This window comes from Actinoplanes sp. NPDC049265, from assembly GCF_043197135.1.
In the GTDB taxonomy this organism is placed as follows: Bacteria; Actinomycetota; Actinomycetes; order Mycobacteriales; family Micromonosporaceae; genus Actinoplanes.
In genome coordinates this window covers 113,433-129,301 of the sequence record NZ_JBICSP010000024.1, presented here as the reverse complement: position 1 = coordinate 129,301, position 15,869 = coordinate 113,433, and the positions used below count along the sequence as shown (strand labels likewise).

Genomic DNA, 15,869 nt, shown 5'->3' with positions numbered 1-15,869 from the left:
CGAACGCATGATGCGCGACGCCAAAATCACCCAAATCTACGAAGGCACCAACCAGGTCCAACGCATCGTCATGGCCCGCCAACTCCTCAAGGACTAGCCGTAGATCCCAGCCAAGCAGCCACGTTCGCCAACCAACGTGGCAGCTCTCGCTGAAAGAGCGCACTCCTCTCGATGATGGCGGCCTGTGGGGCGTGGACCGGACGGCGCTGGCACTTGCTTCAGAACGCCAGCACGATGCGCCGGTGGTCGTCTCGGGTGAGGAGCGCACGGTACGCGTCAGCCGCCCGGTTCGCGGGAAAGACTTCTCCGAGCCGGGCCGTCAGGACCCCGTCCTGCACGAGATCGACGACGGCTTCGAGGATTGCCTGGTCAGGCTCGACCCAGGTGGGGCGCAACTCGATCGACCGCTCGCGTTCGAGCTCGCCGGCCATCGTCGTGGCAACACCCCCGTCGCGTACGGCAGCCAACGCCCGCTGGTCGGCCGGACCGGCCGCCACCAGACCGTCAACCCCGTGCGGATAGATCTTGCGGATCTCGCCGGCGACGTCGGCGTCGCGGTCGATGACGTGCCTGGCACCGAGTCGGCGCAGGCGATCCACGTCACCGGACCGGCCGACCGTGACCACCTCCACGCCACGACTGGCCGCGATCTGTACGGTGAACCCACCGATCGCACCGGTGCCACCGGTGACCAGCAGCACCTGCCCCATCTGGACGGGCGCGCGTTCAAGCGCCCACACGGCAGTGAGACCGTTCAGCCCAAAAGTCGTCAGTTCGGTCGCCTCGATCTGGTCCTTGACCTGAACCACGGAGGAGCGGGCCAGACGGACGAGTTCGGCCTGGGTGCCGTTCGCCGCGTGGAACCACTGCGAGAAGCCAAGCACACGTGCGCCGACCAGATCCGGCCCGACGTTGTGGCCAACGCTCTCGACCCGACCCGCAAGATCCCACCCGGGCGTGTACGGAGCGGAGGAACCCTTGGGCAGCAGCGCCGACAGGTGGCCGGCGATCAGTGCACCGTCCACCGGATTGACGGTGGCGGCCTCAACCCGTACGACGACCTCGCCCTCCCCCGCCTGGGGCTCGGGACGCTCGGTGAACGTGATTTCGTCGGGTGATCCGAAGTCTGAGATCGTTACGGCTCGCACGGGAGTCGCCCTTCTGGAGATGGTTGAGATAGGGATTGCGTTGATCAGGGAAGGGCGAGAATCGCCTCTTGACGGCCGAGTTCGGTGCGCGCCGCGTCGAGCAGCCCTCGCTCCCCGGCGGCCGCCCAGCGGGCAGCGGCCACCCCGGCGGCCTGGCCGGTCGCGAAACACGTGCCCATGACACGCACCGACGCGCCGGCACGCATGCCGCCGCCCATCACCCGGCCGGCGCCGAAAAGGTTCCTGGTGTCGGCGCTGCGCAGCTGGTCGAGGACGACACCGTAGGCTCCCTCGCCGCCGATCCGCGTCCAGTCGGAGGCAAGGCCCCTCCCGCCGTGGTGCTCGGCCGGCCAAGCCGCGAGAGCGACCGAATCCGCCGGGACGATGCCCCCGGTCAGCCAGTCGTCCTTCAGCGGCTGGACGGTGACGAGGTGCCGCGACTCGCGGATCCCGAGTTCGGGGCCGGTCGACGCGATGAAAGCGCCATCGGCCCCTGGAAGGCTCCGGATCACCTCCAGATAGCTCCACGCCTGCGCCCGCGCGTCAACGGTCGCGGTCGCGTAGGCAATCGGGTCCAGCGCGTCGACATCCTCGTCGGCCAGATAGGTGACCAGGTCTCCAGAAGTGGGAAGCCGGAAGAGATATCCCACGCTGGAGGTGAGTCGCAGTGTCGGGCAGTCACGGCGTGCCGCCTCCACCGCGGCCTGAACAGTCGCTGGCGACACGTCGGCGTCCGGAGAGATCCCGCCGTACCGTACCCCCAGGGTCGCGGTCTGGGTTCGGCCGCCATTGCCACCGGTCACCGCGGCGCCGGACAGGGCGGCGAGATTCGCGTCCCCGGTCGCGTCGACATAGGCTCCCGCCGTCACGTCGCTCATGCGGCCGCCGAAGTCGAGGATGGTCACAGTCGCGAGTTCGTCGCGATCGCGGTGCGCCGCGCTGACCATGGCACCGAGGAGCACGTCCACGCCTGCCTCCCGCACGATCTCGTCCAGGGTGACCTTCACCGCCTCGGGATCGACATAGACGACCGCCAGATCGTGCTCGGTGGTGATCTCCCGGTTGCTCACACCGGCGCGCTCGCGCAACCGGCGCAGCACCTGGGATGCGATGCCGCCGACCGCCTGCACCGGATCGGGGCGGCAGGTGAACAGCCCGCAATAGCCGGCGACGTTGCGCTGAGTCGCGGCACCACCGAGAGCGGGCGTCCGCTCGACGAGCAGCACACTCGCGCCGGCCGCGGCGGCGGCGGCCGCGGCGGCGATGCCAGCCGCACCGCCGCCGGCGACGACCACGTCGTACGGGCCGGGCCAGTTCTTCGCTGCCATGATCGTCCTCGGGGGTCGGCCGGTAGAGCTGCGTCAGCTAAACACCGCCTGAGGGCCGCTTCTCGGTCGATACGGGAACCGGCGAATCGTCATGCGCTTCGGTTATCGTCCGGCCCGCTCGGCCATGTCCTCGATCCCGCGCGCATATGCCGGGACTACTGACGCCAGCACCTTGAGGAAGGAACGGAGCGCTGGATTGCGCAGCGGCGGCTGGATGACGACGACCAGGTCCGGCAGCGGTATCGCCGGGATCAGATCAGCCATCCACACGTCACCGTGGCCCAATGACCGCAACGAATTCGGGCCCAACCCGACCCCCAGGCCGGAAGCCGCGAGGGTGATGATGGAGTGCACTCCCCGGCCCTCGATCGGTTCGTCGTCGGGTGGGCGCGTGGCCAGAAGGTCACGAATAGCCGCGCCGGTCCGGGGTTCGTCAGCCGTCGGCGACAGGATCAGCGGCCAGGCGGTGATCTGCTGGGCGGTGACCTGTTTCTGCCCCGCCAACGGATGCCCGCGATGCACAACGGCGATCATGTGGTTGCGCTCCACCGGAGCCGACAGCAGAGCGGCGGCGTGATCCCCAGGTGGCATGCCACGTCCGATAGCGACGTCGATGTCGCCTTGAGCCACCGCCTCGGTTCCTTCCGACGTCGGCATCTGCTCGAGACGTACGTGTATCGCCGGAAAATCGGCCGTGAAACGAGGCAGCACTCGAGGCAGCAATTCCAGCAATGCCGAGGCTATGACCCCAATTCGAAGACTGCCCGTCTCACCGCGGCCCGAGTTGCGCGCCGCGCGTACGGCGTTGTCAAGTTCTTCGATTCCACGACGCGCGAAGCGCAGAAAATCGGCGCCGGCGGCGGTCGGCACCACCCGGACGCGATCCCGGTGGAACAAGACGGCGGCCACTTGGCTCTCGAGCTGAGCGATTCCTCGCGACAGGGCCGGCTGGCTGACCCCAAGCGACCGAGCGGCCCGGCCGAAGTGTCCCTCCTCAGCCAAAGCGACGGCATAACGCACCAAACGCGTCGAGATGTCGACAAGCATCACTACTCGGCAACGGGGCAGCGTGAAGGCGAAAGCCGGCCAATGGACACCGGGTGAAACTCCCCCTCAATCCGAACTTCGGCCCAGCACACCAACAGCGAGATGCACCCGGCCGGGCTAAGCCTAGTACGGCGACCATCATTTGTGATCATGGATGGAGTCTTGAAGGCGACCGAGGCGATAGCGCCGAGAAGAGATCGGGAGCACGTGACCCGCCTACCTGGCCGCGGCCGGCGACCGCCCTCCCGTCGGGGCAGGCTGGTAGTTTCCGGGCCAGGCTGGAGCGGCGGCGGTAGGTGATCATTCTTGGGTGATCCCCGGAAACGATCTCGGAGGGGCGCTCCGGCGCTGGCGTGAGCGGGCGACCGCGCCGCCGGGCGAGGCCGGCTCGCCCACGCGCCGGCGTACGCCCGGGATGCGACGGGACGAGCTGGCCGCCGCGGCGGGAGTCTCCGCCGAGTATGTCAAGCGTCTCGAACAGGGGCAGGGGCGCCCGTCCGCCCAGGTGCTGTACGCGCTGGCCCGGGCCCTGCGCCTGTCCAGCACCGAGTACGAGTATCTCTGCTCGCTGGCCGGACACGTGCCGTCCCGGGCCGGCCGGGTGCCGCACGAGGTCGGCCCGGGCCCACGGCACCTGCTCGACCGGCTCGGCGACGTGCCGATCTGTGTCCTGGACGCCGCCTGGACGCTGCTGGCCTGGAACGCGGCCTGCGAGGCGATGTGCTCCGTCTCGATGCTGGCCGACGGCCGGCAGCGGAACCTGGCCTGGCGTGCCTTCACCGGCGCGGAGGGATGGGCCCGGGCCGGGTCCGCGGCCGAACTGCGGTTTCAGCACGCGATCGTCGCCGATCTGCGAGCCACCGCCCTGCGTTATCCGGGCGACGACTGGTTGACCGATCTGGTCGCCGACCTGCGGGCGGTGAGCGAACCGTTCGCCGCCATGTGGGAGTCGCGGGTCGAGTACGACGACCGGCCGCATCGGCTCACCACGCGCCATCCGGTGGTCGGGGAGATCACGCTGGACTGCGACATCATGACGATCCACGAGGGCGACCTCCGTGCGGTCGTGTACACGGCCGAGCCCGGCTCGATCGACGCCGAGCGCCTGGCCGCCACCCGTTCGTAAACACGAAGGACGAATCCACTGCCATGAACGAAGAGTTGCTGAACGCTGCCCGCAAGACGGTGCCGACGCTGCTGGCGAACGCGGCGCGGACCGAAGCCGAGTTGACGCCGGCGCCGGACAGCGTGGCGGCGGTGCGGGAGGCCGGACTGTTCGCGCTCGCGGTGCCGCGCGCGGCCGGCGGTCAGGAGGCTGATCTGCGTACGCTCGTGGAGACGCTCGCCGAGCTCGGCCGCGGCTGCCCGTCCACCGCCTGGGTCACCGGCCTGAACGCCTCGAACAAAGGCGTGACCCGGCTGCTGACGGCGGATGCGGCCCAGGACGCGATTCTGGCCGACCCGGACGCGGTGGTCTGCGCCTCGGCCGTGGTCGCCCGGGGCAGCAGCGGGGTTCGGGTGCCCGGCGGCCTGCGGATCTCTGGGCGGTGGGCGATGGCGTCCGGTTCCGAGCTGGCGTCCTTCGCCATCGTCGGGGCGCCGCTTCCGGACAACGGGACGCCGGCGCCGGCGATGGTCCTGGTGCCGCTGGCCGACCTGGCGGTGGAGCGGACCTGGAAGGCGGCCGGCCTGGCCGGTACGAGCAGCCACACCGTGGTGGCCGAGGACGTCTTCGTGCCGGAGAGGTTCGTGAGTTTCCCGGACGCGGGCCGGGCGATCGCGCCGGAACTGTTCTTCACCGGCGGCCTGGCCGCGCTCGCCCCGATGATCGGGGCCACCCGCGGGGCCCAGGACCTGGTCGCCGCCGCGATCGCCGGCGGCCGGGCGCCCTACATGACGACGTACGCCCGGATCGCTGACTCTCCGCTCGGGCGTTACTGGTTCACCGAGGCGAAGCGGCGTACCGATGAGGCGATGCGGCGTGCGGTCCGGGTGGCCGGGGTGCTCGACGATCGGCCGGCGGGCGAGGGGCTGCCGGTGGCCGAGCGGATCGAGCTGCGCGTCGAGTTGTCGACGGCCGCCCGGGAGTGCCGTGAGGCGATGGAGTTGCTGCTCGATCTGCACGGAGCGAGCGGGTTCGCGGACGACAACCCGCTGCAGCGGTTCTGGCGGGACGTCGCCGTCGGAACCCGGCATCCGTTCTTCTCGCCGTACATCCTGGCCGAGGACCACGGCCGGCTGGCGTTCGACGTGCAGCCGCTCGTGTCGCTGGCACTCTAGGACCTGTCTCGAATTCAGTCCCGGTTGAAGCGCCCCGGCGGCGAATCTGCGACCGGTCCTGGCGGCCGGCGTACGACTCAGGTCGTACGCGACGGTTCATCATCTGGGTGGACGCCGGCGCCCCAGCCGCTCCCTAGCGTCGTGGATGTCCTCGATCGTCCACCTCGCCGGGAGTCGCCCGTGTCCTCTCCACCCCTGCTCGTCGCCGACGGCGTGAGCAAGTCGTTCGGCGCCACCCAGGCCCTCAACGGCGCGTCGCTGCAGGTCTACCCGGGCGAGGTGCTCGCGTTGACCGGGCCGTCGGGCTCGGGCAAGTCGACGCTGCTGCACTGCCTGTCCGGGATCCTCGACCCGGACTCGGGGCGGGTGAGCTTCGACGGGCGGGATCTGGGCGGGCTGAAGGACCGGGAGCGCAGCGCGTTGCGGCGGGGCGCGTTCGGGTTCGTGTTCCAGTTCGGGCAGCTCGTCCCCGAGCTGACCTGCCTGGAGAACGTCGCGCTGCCACTACGGCTGGCCGGCGTACGGCGGAGGAAGGCCGAGCGGCGGGCCGGTGACCTGCTCGACCGGCTCGAGGTGACCGAGGTGGCCGGCAAACGGCCCGGTCAGGCCTCGGGCGGGCAGGGTCAGCGGGTCGCGGTGGCGCGGGCGCTGGTCACCGGGCCTCGGGTGATCTTCGCCGACGAGCCGACCGGTGCGCTCGACACGCGCAACGGTGAGCAGGTGATGCGGATGCTGGTCGCCGCGGTCCGGGAACGAGGCACGGCGGTGGTGCTGGTCACCCACGAGGAGCAGATCGCGGCGTACGCCGACCGCAAGGTCACCTGCCGCGACGGGGTGGCCCGATGAACGACCTGGCCATCGGCGTACGGCTGAGCGTGGCCGGCGGAAAGCTGCGTCTGCTCCTGATCGCCGCCGGGGTCGGTCTGGGCGTGGGCATGCTGCTGCTCCTGGCGGCCGCCCCGACCGCCGTCTCGGCCCGGGAACAGCGCCGCAACGACCGCGTGTCGGGGCCCTCGGTGGACCGGGCGGCACCGAACACGCTGCTGTCCCTCGCGGTCGAGACCCGTTTCGGCGACGAGCCCGTACGCGGAAAGATCCTGCGCCCGGACGGTGACCGCCCGCCCGTACCGCCCGGACTCCCCCGGGTTCCCCGAGCCGGCGAGCTGTTCGTCTCCCCGGCGCTGAGCCGCCTCATCGACGGCCCGGGCGGCGCGGTCCTGGCCGAGCGCTGGTCGGCCCGGGTGGCCGGCACGATCGCGCCGCAGGGGTTGTCCGGGCCGGACGAGGTGTACTTCTACGCCGGCTCCAACACGCTCAGCATCGACGACGGCGCGCAACGGATCGCCTCGATCGGCGGCGGCGGCCCGTCCGAGACCGACCCGATGATCGTGGTGCTGGTCGTCATCGGGGCGGCCATCATGCTGCTGCCGGTGCTGGTCTTCGTGACCACGGCCGTGCGGTTCGGCAGCGCGAGCCGGGAACGGCAGCTCGCCGCGATCCGCCTGGTCGGCGCCGACGGCCGGATGACGCGTCGGATCGCCGCCGGTGACGCCCTGGTCGGCGCGCTCCTCGGGCTGGCCGTCGGCGGTGCCGTCTTCGCCGGCCTGCGCGGGGCGGTCGGCGGTCTGCTGCCGCATGACTTCAGCCCGTACGCCGCCGATCTGCGTCCGGTCCCGGCCCTGCTCGCCGCGATCCTGCTGGTCGTGCCGGCCGGCGCTGTCCTGGTCGCGCTGGCCGCGCTGCGCCGGGTCGTCATCGAGCCCCTGGGTGTGGTCCGGCAGAGCGGCGGCCGGCGCCGGCGGCTGTGGTGGCGGATCATCCCGCCGGGCCTGGGCCTGGTGCTGCTCTATCCGCTGCTCGGCGGGCTGTCCGGCCCGGTCGGCGACGGCACCCGGGCTCAGCTCGCGGCGGGCGCGATCCTGCTGCTGACCGGGGTGGTCGTGCTGCTGCCGTGGCTCGTGCAGGTCGTGGTCCGCCACCTCGGCCGGGGCGGCGTGGGCTGGCTGCTCGGCATCCGGCGGCAGCAGCTGGACAGCGACGCCGCCGTCCGCTCGGTGTCCGGCATCGCCGTGTCGGTGGCCGGCATCATCGCCGTCCAGGGGCTGCTCGGCGCGTCCATCGCCGCGTCCAGTGGCAGTCAGCCACCGGCCGACCAGTTCCAGGCCGTCGTCTACACCAACGGCGCCGACGGGACCGGCTGGGACAAGGCTCTGACGGGTACGCCGGGAGTCGAGGCGATGCGCACCGCCGGTTACGGCTACCTGCGGGCGGACTCGAACGACAAGGCCGGCGTGACGGTACGGGTCGGTGACTGTGCCGTGCTGCGGCAGTACGCGAAGCTGCCGTCCTGCTCCGACGGGGCCAGTTTCGCCGCCGTGCAGCAGGGCTGGCAGGGCACCGCGCTGCGGCCGGGCAGCACCGCTCCTCTGTTCGGCACCGACGACGCGGCGCCCCTCGCGCGCTGGGTCGTACCCGGCGATCTGCCGACCGTGTCGCTGTATCCGGGCGACGGCTTCCCGGTGTCGTACCTGGCCACACCGGGCGCGCTCCGGGTCCGGCCCGACCTGCGCGGCCTGTTCGTCGACGCGTACCTGCTGCGTTTGACGGCCGGGCGACCGGATGCCGTCGAGCGGGTCCGCAACACGATGACCGCGCTCGCCCCGGCCGCGCCGCTGCAGGTGTTCGGCGACGACCGGATCGGCGACCAGTTCGCCGGCGCCCGTCAGGTGACCCAGGCCTGCGCCGTTCTCCTGCTGCTCTTCATCGGGGCCAGCATGCTGGTCAACGTGGTCGAGCAGCTGCGCGAACGCCGGCGGCTGCTGGCCGTGCTGGCCGCCTTCGGCACCCGCCGCCGCACCCTGTCGGCGTCCGTGCTCTACCAGGTCGCGGTGCCGGCCTCGATCGGGCTGCTGCTGGCCGTCGTGGTCGGAAGCAGCCTGTCGGCGGCCCTGCTGGCGGCCACCCGCGCGCCGGTCGAGCTCGACTGGCCGGCCATCGCCGCGGTCACCGCCGCCGTCGCTGTGATGATCATGGGGGTCACGGCCGCCGGGCTCCCGCTATTGTTCCGTTTTCAGCAGATCCAGGAGCTGCGCAGTGAATAGGATCTCGCCCGCCGACCTGCTGGTGTCCGGTGCCGTGGCCGTCCTGTCGACGTGGTGGTGGCACCAGTTCCGGCTCGGCGGGCTGCTGTTCGGCGTACTGGCCGGGGTGGTGCTGTTGTGGCGGCGGCGGTATCCGTCCGGCGTACTCGCCGCCGTCTCGGCCTTGACCCTCGTGACCGCGACGATCGAGGTCAACGAGACCAAGCTGCACGACGGCATGCTGCTGCTGACGCTGGCGGTCGCGATGCACGCCGTCATCGCGCACGCGGCGACGCTGCGCCGCGCGATCGCCGGTGGGCTGGCCGCCTGGCTGGTCTCCACGCTGATCATGCCGCTGCAGAACAACTACGGCACCGAGTCGTGGTCGAGGATCTCCCTCGGATCGTTCACCCCCGGCCTGGTGGCCCTGCTCGGGTACGGCGGCCTGGTCTGGGCGGCCGCCCTCACCGAGCGGTACATCGGCCAGCTTCGGATCAGCGCCGGCGAGCGCCGGCACAGCGCTGAACGTGAACGGCAGCAGGTGGCCCAGATCGCCGTGGCCGAGGAGCGCACCCGGATCGCCCGCGAGCTGCACGACATCGTCGCGCACTCCCTGTCGGTGATCATCTTGCAGGCCAACGGCGCCGCGTACGCCTTCGACCGCGACCAGCAGCGGGCCCGGGACGCCCTCCGGACCATCGGTACGACCGGTGTGAACGCCCTGGACGAGATCCGGCAGCTGGTCGACCTGCTCCGCGGCGACGGCGACAGCGCCTCCAGCCGCCTCCCGGCCGCCCTCGACCAGGTCGAGGCCGTGGTCCAGCGGGCCCGCGACGCCGGGCTGATGGCTGAGCTGACCGTGCACGGTCCACCGCCCGAGGTGCCGGCCGGGGTGGCCCTGGCGGTCTGCCGGATCGTGCAGGAGTCCCTGACCAACGCCCTGAAGCACGCCGGTACCGACCCGGTCGCCCAGGTGACCATCAGCTACCGGCCGGCGGTCATCGACATCGAGGTGACCGACACCGGCACCGGCAGCGGGCCCACCTGGTCCGGTGGGCACGGCCTGGCCGGCATGCGCGAACGCATCGCCCTGTACGGCGGGACGTTCGAGGCCGGACCCGGCCCGGCCGGCGGCTGGCGGGTGCACGCCGGCATCCCGCTGGCCGGCGCCCGCGCGGTGCCGGCGTGATCCGCGTCGTCCTGGTCGACGACCAGCATCTGGTCCGGGCCGGGTTCCGGATGGTCCTGGACTACCAGGACGACATGACGGTGGTCGGCGAGGCCGGCGACGGCGCCGAGGCCCTGCGCCTGCTCCGCGCCACCCCCGCCGACGTAGTCGTGATGGACCTGCGGATGCCGGTGCTCGACGGGGTGGCCGCCACCCGGCGGATCTGCGCCGCCGGCCCGTCCCCGCGGGTCCTGGTCCTGACCACCTTCGACACCGACGCCGAGGCGTTCGCGGCGCTGCAGGCCGGGGCCAGCGGATTCCTGCTCAAGAGCGTGCCGCCGGACGAGCTGCTGACCGCGATCCGGGTGGTGGCCGGCGGCGACGCGGTGGTGGCGCCCCGGGTGACCCGGCGTTTGCTGGACCGTTTCGCCGGCCGGCTCACCGCGAACGCCGCCGTCGCCACGCCGCCGGCGGACCTGACCGACCGGGAACGGGAGGTTCTGCTGCTGGTCGCCCGGGGCCTGTCCAACCTCGAGATCAGCGCGCGGTTGCAGGTGGCCGAGGCGACGGTGAAGACGCACGTCGGCCGGATCCTGAACAAGCTCGGCCTGCGGGACCGGGTGCAGGCCGTGGTCTTCGCCTACGAGGCCGGGCTGGTCCAGCCCGGCCGTTAGCCGTTCGTTTCGTCGTACTCGGCCTGATGGGCGGTGACCTCGTCGACGTGGTCCTGGGCCCAGATCTTCAGCCCGCGCATCATCCGGTGCAGGGAAAGCCCCAGGTCGGTCAGTTCGTAGGAGACCGTAACCGGCACCGTCGGGGTGACGGTGCGGCTGATCAGCCCGTCGCGTTCCAGGTTGCGCAACGTCTGGGTGAGCATCTTCTGGCTGACCCCGGCCAGCACCCGGGACAGCTCGGAGTAGCGCATCGGCCGCGGATCTCCGGTGCAGTCGGGCCCGCTGCCCAGCGCCGACAGAATGAGCATGACCCATTTGCCGGAGATCCGCTCCAGCATCTTGTGACTCGGGCACACCGCGAGGAAGGCGTTGTACTGAGCCTTGGCCTCGGCCCGCTGCTGAGCCGCCGTCGTCGTCACCATGACGGCGATAGTGACTCGCTATCACCTCAGACGCCAGTGCCGGCGATCCGATCCAGCTCGGCGACGTCCCCGGCCGCGAGGGCGAGACCGGCGCCGGCCACGTTCTCGCGCAGGTGCGCGGTCTTCGAGGTGCCGGGGATCAGCAGGATGTTGGGCGAGCGCCGCAGCAGCCAGGCCAGCGCGACGGCCATCGGGGTGCTGTGCCGCCGGGCCGCCACCGCCGTGAGCGCCTCGGACTGCAGCGGCGAGAAGCCGCCGAGCGGGAAGAACGGCACGTAGGCGATGTTCTCGGCGGCGAGCCGGTCGATCAGCGCGTCGTCGTGGCGGTGGGCCAGGTTGTACATGTTCTGCACGCTGACGATCGGCGCGATGGACTGCGCCTCGGCGACCTGCTCGGCGGTGACGTTGCTGACGCCCAGCCGGCCGATCAGGCCGTCCTTGTGCAGCTCGACCAACGTTCCGAAGGCTTCGGCGAGCGAACCGGGCCGGGGTCCCTGGGCGTCGCCCATGCGCATGTGCACCAGGTCCAGGCGTTCGACCCCGAGGGTTTCCAGGTTGGCGTGAATCTGTTTGCGCAGGTCCTCGGGGGTCCGGGCGGTCGGCCAGCCGCCCTGCGCGTCGCGGAACGCCCCGACCTTGGTGGCGATCACCAGCGATTCCGGGTACGGGTGCAGAGCCTCCCGGATCAGCTCGTTGGTCACTCGGGGCCCGTACGCATCACTGGTGTCGATGTGGGTGATGCCGAGCCCAACCGCCTCGCGCAGGACGGCCAGCGCCCCGTCGTGGTCGGCGGGCGGGCCCATCACCCAGGGGCCGGCCAGTTGCATGGCGCCGTAACCGAAGCGGGTGACAGTCGAGTCGCCCAGCCGCCAGGTGCCGCCGGGAAGGGAGAGAGAAGACATGCGCTCCACTCTGTGCCGGTAACTCTCCATCGGGAAGTACGCACCTGAAGGTTTGTAAGTCTCCGGGAAGGTCGGCACCACCCCGTTAAAGAAGGTCGAGGGTCACCTCGCCTTCTTCCCGAACGGCCGGCACGTCGCCTTCCGCAACGCCGACGGCCAGCACGCGCACCTGCTCGGCTGGTACTGACGGTTGCCGGCCTGGCGGCGGGAGCCGTCAGGCCATCAGCTTGGCGCGCAGCGCGGCGTCCTTCTCGGCGACCATCTGCTCGAGACCGGTCTGGAAGTCGGCCATCCGCTTGCGGATCACCGGGTCGGCGGCGCCGAGAATGCGGGCGGCCAGCAGGCCCGCGTTGCGCGCGCCGCCGATCGACACCGTCGCCACCGGCACGCCGGCCGGCATCTGGACGATCGACAGCAGCGAGTCCATGCCGTCGAGGTATTTCAGCGGCACCGGGACGCCGATCACCGGCAGCGGGGTCATCGACGCGACCATGCCCGGCAGGTGGGCCGCGCCGCCCGCTCCCGTGATGATGACCTTCAGCCCGCGGTCGGCCGCCGAGGTCGCGTAGTCGACCATTTTGCGTACCGTGCGGTGGGCCGACACGACGCCGACCTCGAACGGGATCTCGAACTCGGCCAGCGCCAGCGCGGCCGCCTCCATCGTGGACCAGTCCGAGTCGCTGCCCATGATGATGCCGACGACGGGAGCCATCACTCGCCCTCCTGCAACCAGCGGGCGGCCCGGGCGGCGCGCGCGCGTACCGAAGAAAGATCGTCACCCAGCACTGTCACATGGCCGATCTTGCGCCCAGGCCGGACCTGCTTGCCATAGAGGTGCACCCGCGCCCCCGGATCCTCGGCGAACAGATGGTGCAGCCGCTCGTCGATCGAGATGCCGCCCGCCGGCCCGCCGAGCACGTTGGCCATCACGACAACCGGGGCGGTCAGCGTCGTCTCGCCCATCGGATAGTCCAGGACGGCCCGCAGGTGCTGCTCGAACTGCGAGGTGCGGGCGCCCTCGATGGTCCAGTGGCCGGAGTTGTGCGGCCGCATCGCGAGCTCGTTGACGACCAGCCCCTCGTCGGTCTCGAACAGTTCCACCGCGAGCAGCCCGACGACGCCGAGCGCGGTGGCCAGGTCGATGGCCAGCTGCTGCGCCTCGAGCGCGCGCTCCTCGGGCAGTCCTGGGGCCGGGGCGATCACCTCGACACAGATGCCGTCGCGCTGCACTGTCTCGACCACCGGATAGGCCGCGACCTGCCCGAACGGCGACCGCGCGACCAGGGCGGCAAGCTCCCGGCGCAGCGGGACGCGCTGTTCGAGAATGATGTCCTTACCATCCAGCGCGGCGACGTCGGCCATGCTGGAGAGCATCCAGACGCCGCGCCCGTCGTACCCCCCGCGAGCGGCCTTGGCCACCACCGGCCACCCATACTCTTCCGACATTTCTGAAATGTCAGAAGGGGACGGTCGCCATCCCGGCATCGGCGCCCCCAGCGCCCCCAGCCGCTCCCTCATCCGCCGCTTGTCCTGCGCGAAAATCAGAGCGTCGGCCGGCGGGTAAACCTTGAACCCGTCTTTCTCCAGCGCCCGGATCAACTCCCCCGGCACATGCTCATGATCGAACGTGACCGCGTCACACCCGTCCGCGAACTCCCGCAACGCCGCGAGATCGAGATGCGACCCCAGTCGCACATCCGCAGCCACCAGAGCCGCACTGTCATCCGCCGACTCTGCCAACACGCGCAGCGACTGCCCCAGCGCCACGGCAGCCTGATGCGTCATGCGCGCCAGCTGCCCGCCACCAACCATGCCCACAACGGGCAACCCAGTTCGACCATCCATGACCCGACCAGCCTACCGAGCCCCCCGAAGATCAAATTCCTCAAGGGGTACGCCGAACAAAGCCCCCAACCGCAACACCTCGCCCCCGCTGCCGCCGCAAGGCCGTCTCTCCCGCCGCAGGCCGTCTCTCCCGCCGCAGGCCGTCTCTCCCGCCGCAGGCCGTCTCTCCCGCCGCAGGCCGTCTCTCCCGCCGCAGGCGCCTCTCCCGCCGCAGGCGCCTTTGCGAAACGAAACAGTTTCGTTCAGGCCGGGCCCCGCCCGAACCCATCGGCCCGCACCGGACGCCCGACAATTGCCTCCCCCTACGAAACAAAACAGTTTCGTACAGGACGGCGGCCCACGCACCACCCTGCCGCGCGACCCCACCGCCCAGCCTGAGCGAAACGAAACAGTTTCGTACAGACCAACCCGCGGTTGACGCCCAGCGGCACGATCCGGACGTTGGCATCGACGACGGGCACGGCCGGCCGATCTTCGCTCCGGCCGGACCGGCGAGATCGGCTCGTGACCGGACAGGTGTGAGACGGCCGACCCTGTCCGGAGGTGACATGACCGAGGAAGCGTTCCGCGATTTCTTCGCAGCGCAGTTCGAGGCCGTCTGGTATTTCGCGGTCCGGCGTACCCGCTCGGCCGCCGAGGCCGACGACGTCGCGAACGAGACGTTCGCGGTGGCCTGGCGCCGCCGTGCCGACATTCCCAGTGACGGCGGCGACCGGATGTGGATTTTCGGCGTCGCGCGCAACGTGCTGGCCAACCATCGCCGTGGCGCCAACCGGCGCGACCGGCTGCGCGATCGTATGGCCGCCGTGCACGAGCCGCCGCCGGCCGAACACGAGGGCGGCGACCCGGCCGTCTGGCAGGCCCTCGCCGCCCTGGCCGAAACGGACCGTGACCTGCTGCTCCTGCGTTTCTGGGACGGTCTCGACGTGGCCGGTATGGCGACCATGCTCGGCGTCCGGCCGGCGCTCGTGTCGTCGCGGCTGCACAAGGCCAAGGAAAAATTTCGGCGCGAACTCAGGCGGCGAGATCGCGACGCCGCGGGACAGGTGATCGATGAATCCCACCCGGAGAGGAGCACAAGGCCATGAACGATGACGAACTGGACCGCCTGGCGCGGCAGGACGTGGCTCTCCGGTTCGCGCCACCGGCGCCGGGATCGGACCGTTACCAGCGTCTCCTGGAGAGAGCCATGACGACGAACGTGATCGAACTCCCGAAGCCCCGCCGCCGGCGGCTGGTCTGGACCGTCGCCGCCGCGGGGGTGGCCGCGTCGGCGATCGTGGCCGCTACGGTCGTGCTGCGGGTTCCCGCGGCGCCCGCGCCGGCCGAGCCGGCGGCGGTCACCATGCGCCTGGCCGCGGACCGCATCACCGAGGTCAGCTCCGTACGCGTCAAGTCCGGGATCCCCGACCCGAAGCCCGGCCAGAGCTGGTGCGAGTCCGAGGTCAGCGGCGACCGGATCCACAGCGCCTGCTACGACTACGGCAAGACGACTCCGGGCAGCCAGTTCACCCGGATCGGGGACACCATCTGGGAAACCGACGAGCACGGCAAGGTCACCAAGCAGAGTGCCAGCCGTCCGAGCGATCCCGACCAGGAGCCCCGCGACACCACGCCGGCCCCGTTCACCCAGGCCGCCAACCACATGATCGCCGCCGCGGCCGGTGATCCTTCCCTGCGTGAACTGGGCCATCAGCCGCTGTCCGGCGTGGACACTCGACACTTCCAGATCACGGTCGAGGAGCGTTCCTCGGCCGCCGAGCCGGTGCCCGCCGTCGTGCGGCTCCCGAAGTCCGAACTGATGTGGTTCGACCTGGAGGGTCTGGACGGCTATCCCACCACCACGCTGGACTTCTGGGTGTCCGACGACCACCTGATCCGCCGGGTCGGCGTGACCGCACCGTGGGGCAACTCGACGACCGACTTCTACGACTTCAACGAGCCCGTCACGATCGAGGCGCCGAAGGTGTGACGA

16 protein-coding genes are annotated in these 15,869 nt (G+C 70.9%); 9 read left to right on the top strand and 7 right to left on the bottom strand.

Annotated elements, in window-relative coordinates; translation table 11 throughout:
• A partial coding sequence (locus tag ACGFIO_RS38400; protein ID WP_392827808.1) for an acyl-CoA dehydrogenase family protein occupies positions 1-97 on the top strand: 97 nt, incomplete at its 5' end.
• 121 nt (positions 98-218) lie between these two features.
• On the opposite strand, the gene ACGFIO_RS38395 is transcribed toward ACGFIO_RS38400, so the two are convergent.
• The 3 genes from ACGFIO_RS38395 to ACGFIO_RS38385 form a co-directional block, all read right to left on the bottom strand.
• Positions 219-1,148: an NADP-dependent oxidoreductase gene (locus ACGFIO_RS38395; protein ID WP_392834674.1), complete on the bottom strand. Its 930-nt coding sequence runs from the start codon at positions 1,146-1,148 to the stop codon at positions 219-221.
• 44 nt (positions 1,149-1,192) lie between these two features.
• The gene (locus ACGFIO_RS38390) at positions 1,193-2,443 is read right to left on the bottom strand and encodes an FAD-dependent oxidoreductase (RefSeq protein ID WP_392834672.1); all 1,251 of its coding nucleotides are present in this window, start codon (positions 2,441-2,443) and stop codon (positions 1,193-1,195) included.
• A 135-nt stretch (positions 2,444-2,578) separates the two neighbouring features.
• The gene (locus tag ACGFIO_RS38385) at positions 2,579-3,523 is read right to left on the bottom strand and encodes a LysR family transcriptional regulator (protein WP_392834670.1); all 945 of its coding nucleotides are present in this window, start codon (positions 3,521-3,523) and stop codon (positions 2,579-2,581) included.
• A gap of 310 nt (positions 3,524-3,833) precedes the next feature.
• Between ACGFIO_RS38385 and ACGFIO_RS38380 the strand changes: the two genes are divergently transcribed.
• The 6 genes from ACGFIO_RS38380 (at position 3,834) to ACGFIO_RS38355 (ending at position 10,725) form a co-directional block, all read left to right on the top strand.
• Positions 3,834-4,649 (top strand): helix-turn-helix domain-containing protein, encoded by an 816-nt coding sequence (locus tag ACGFIO_RS38380; RefSeq protein WP_392834669.1) that lies wholly within the window; start codon positions 3,834-3,836, stop codon positions 4,647-4,649.
• 23 nt (positions 4,650-4,672) lie between these two features.
• Positions 4,673-5,803 (top strand): acyl-CoA dehydrogenase family protein, encoded by a 1,131-nt coding sequence (locus tag ACGFIO_RS38375; RefSeq protein WP_392834667.1) that lies wholly within the window; start codon positions 4,673-4,675, stop codon positions 5,801-5,803.
• A gap of 180 nt (positions 5,804-5,983) precedes the next feature.
• Positions 5,984-6,649, top strand: coding sequence for an ABC transporter ATP-binding protein (locus ACGFIO_RS38370; protein WP_392834666.1), 666 nt, complete (start codon positions 5,984-5,986; stop codon positions 6,647-6,649).
• Positions 6,646-8,904 carry an FtsX-like permease family protein gene (locus ACGFIO_RS38365; protein ID WP_392834664.1) on the top strand — a complete coding sequence of 753 codons (2,259 nt, stop codon included), beginning with the start codon at positions 6,646-6,648 and terminating at the stop codon, positions 8,902-8,904. Before ACGFIO_RS38370 ends, ACGFIO_RS38365 begins: the two co-directional genes overlap by 4 nt.
• Complete coding sequence (locus ACGFIO_RS38360) at positions 8,897-10,072, top strand: sensor histidine kinase (protein ID WP_392834662.1); 1,176 nt, start codon at positions 8,897-8,899, stop codon at positions 10,070-10,072. The genes ACGFIO_RS38365 and ACGFIO_RS38360 overlap by 8 nt, the downstream gene beginning before the upstream one ends.
• Positions 10,069-10,725, top strand: a complete 657-nt coding sequence (locus tag ACGFIO_RS38355) for a response regulator (RefSeq protein ID WP_392834660.1) — start codon at positions 10,069-10,071, stop codon at positions 10,723-10,725. Before ACGFIO_RS38360 ends, ACGFIO_RS38355 begins: the two co-directional genes overlap by 4 nt.
• On the opposite strand, the gene ACGFIO_RS38350 is transcribed toward ACGFIO_RS38355, so the two are convergent.
• The 4 genes from ACGFIO_RS38350 to ACGFIO_RS38335 form a co-directional block, all read right to left on the bottom strand.
• A complete protein-coding gene (locus ACGFIO_RS38350) occupies positions 10,722-11,147 on the bottom strand; it encodes a winged helix-turn-helix transcriptional regulator (protein WP_392834658.1) in 426 nt (141 codons plus the stop codon). The genes ACGFIO_RS38355 and ACGFIO_RS38350 overlap by 4 nt on opposite strands.
• Before the next feature lie 26 nt (positions 11,148-11,173).
• A complete protein-coding gene (locus tag ACGFIO_RS38345) occupies positions 11,174-12,049 on the bottom strand; it encodes an oxidoreductase (protein ID WP_392834655.1) in 876 nt (291 codons plus the stop codon).
• A 214-nt stretch (positions 12,050-12,263) separates the two neighbouring features.
• The gene (gene purE / locus ACGFIO_RS38340) at positions 12,264-12,761 is read right to left on the bottom strand and encodes a 5-(carboxyamino)imidazole ribonucleotide mutase (RefSeq protein WP_392834653.1); all 498 of its coding nucleotides are present in this window, start codon (positions 12,759-12,761) and stop codon (positions 12,264-12,266) included.
• Complete coding sequence (locus tag ACGFIO_RS38335) at positions 12,761-13,894, bottom strand: 5-(carboxyamino)imidazole ribonucleotide synthase (RefSeq protein WP_392834650.1); 1,134 nt, start codon at positions 13,892-13,894, stop codon at positions 12,761-12,763. The genes purE and ACGFIO_RS38335 overlap by 1 nt, the downstream gene beginning before the upstream one ends.
• 548 nt (positions 13,895-14,442) lie before the next feature.
• Between ACGFIO_RS38335 and ACGFIO_RS38330 the strand changes: the two genes are divergently transcribed.
• Positions 14,443-14,982 (top strand): RNA polymerase sigma factor, encoded by a 540-nt coding sequence (locus ACGFIO_RS38330; protein WP_392834648.1) that lies wholly within the window; start codon positions 14,443-14,445, stop codon positions 14,980-14,982.
• Positions 14,979-15,866, top strand: a complete 888-nt coding sequence (locus ACGFIO_RS38325; RefSeq protein ID WP_392834645.1) for a hypothetical protein — start codon at positions 14,979-14,981, stop codon at positions 15,864-15,866. The genes ACGFIO_RS38330 and ACGFIO_RS38325 overlap by 4 nt, the downstream gene beginning before the upstream one ends.
• Positions 15,867-15,869 lie beyond the last annotated feature (3 nt).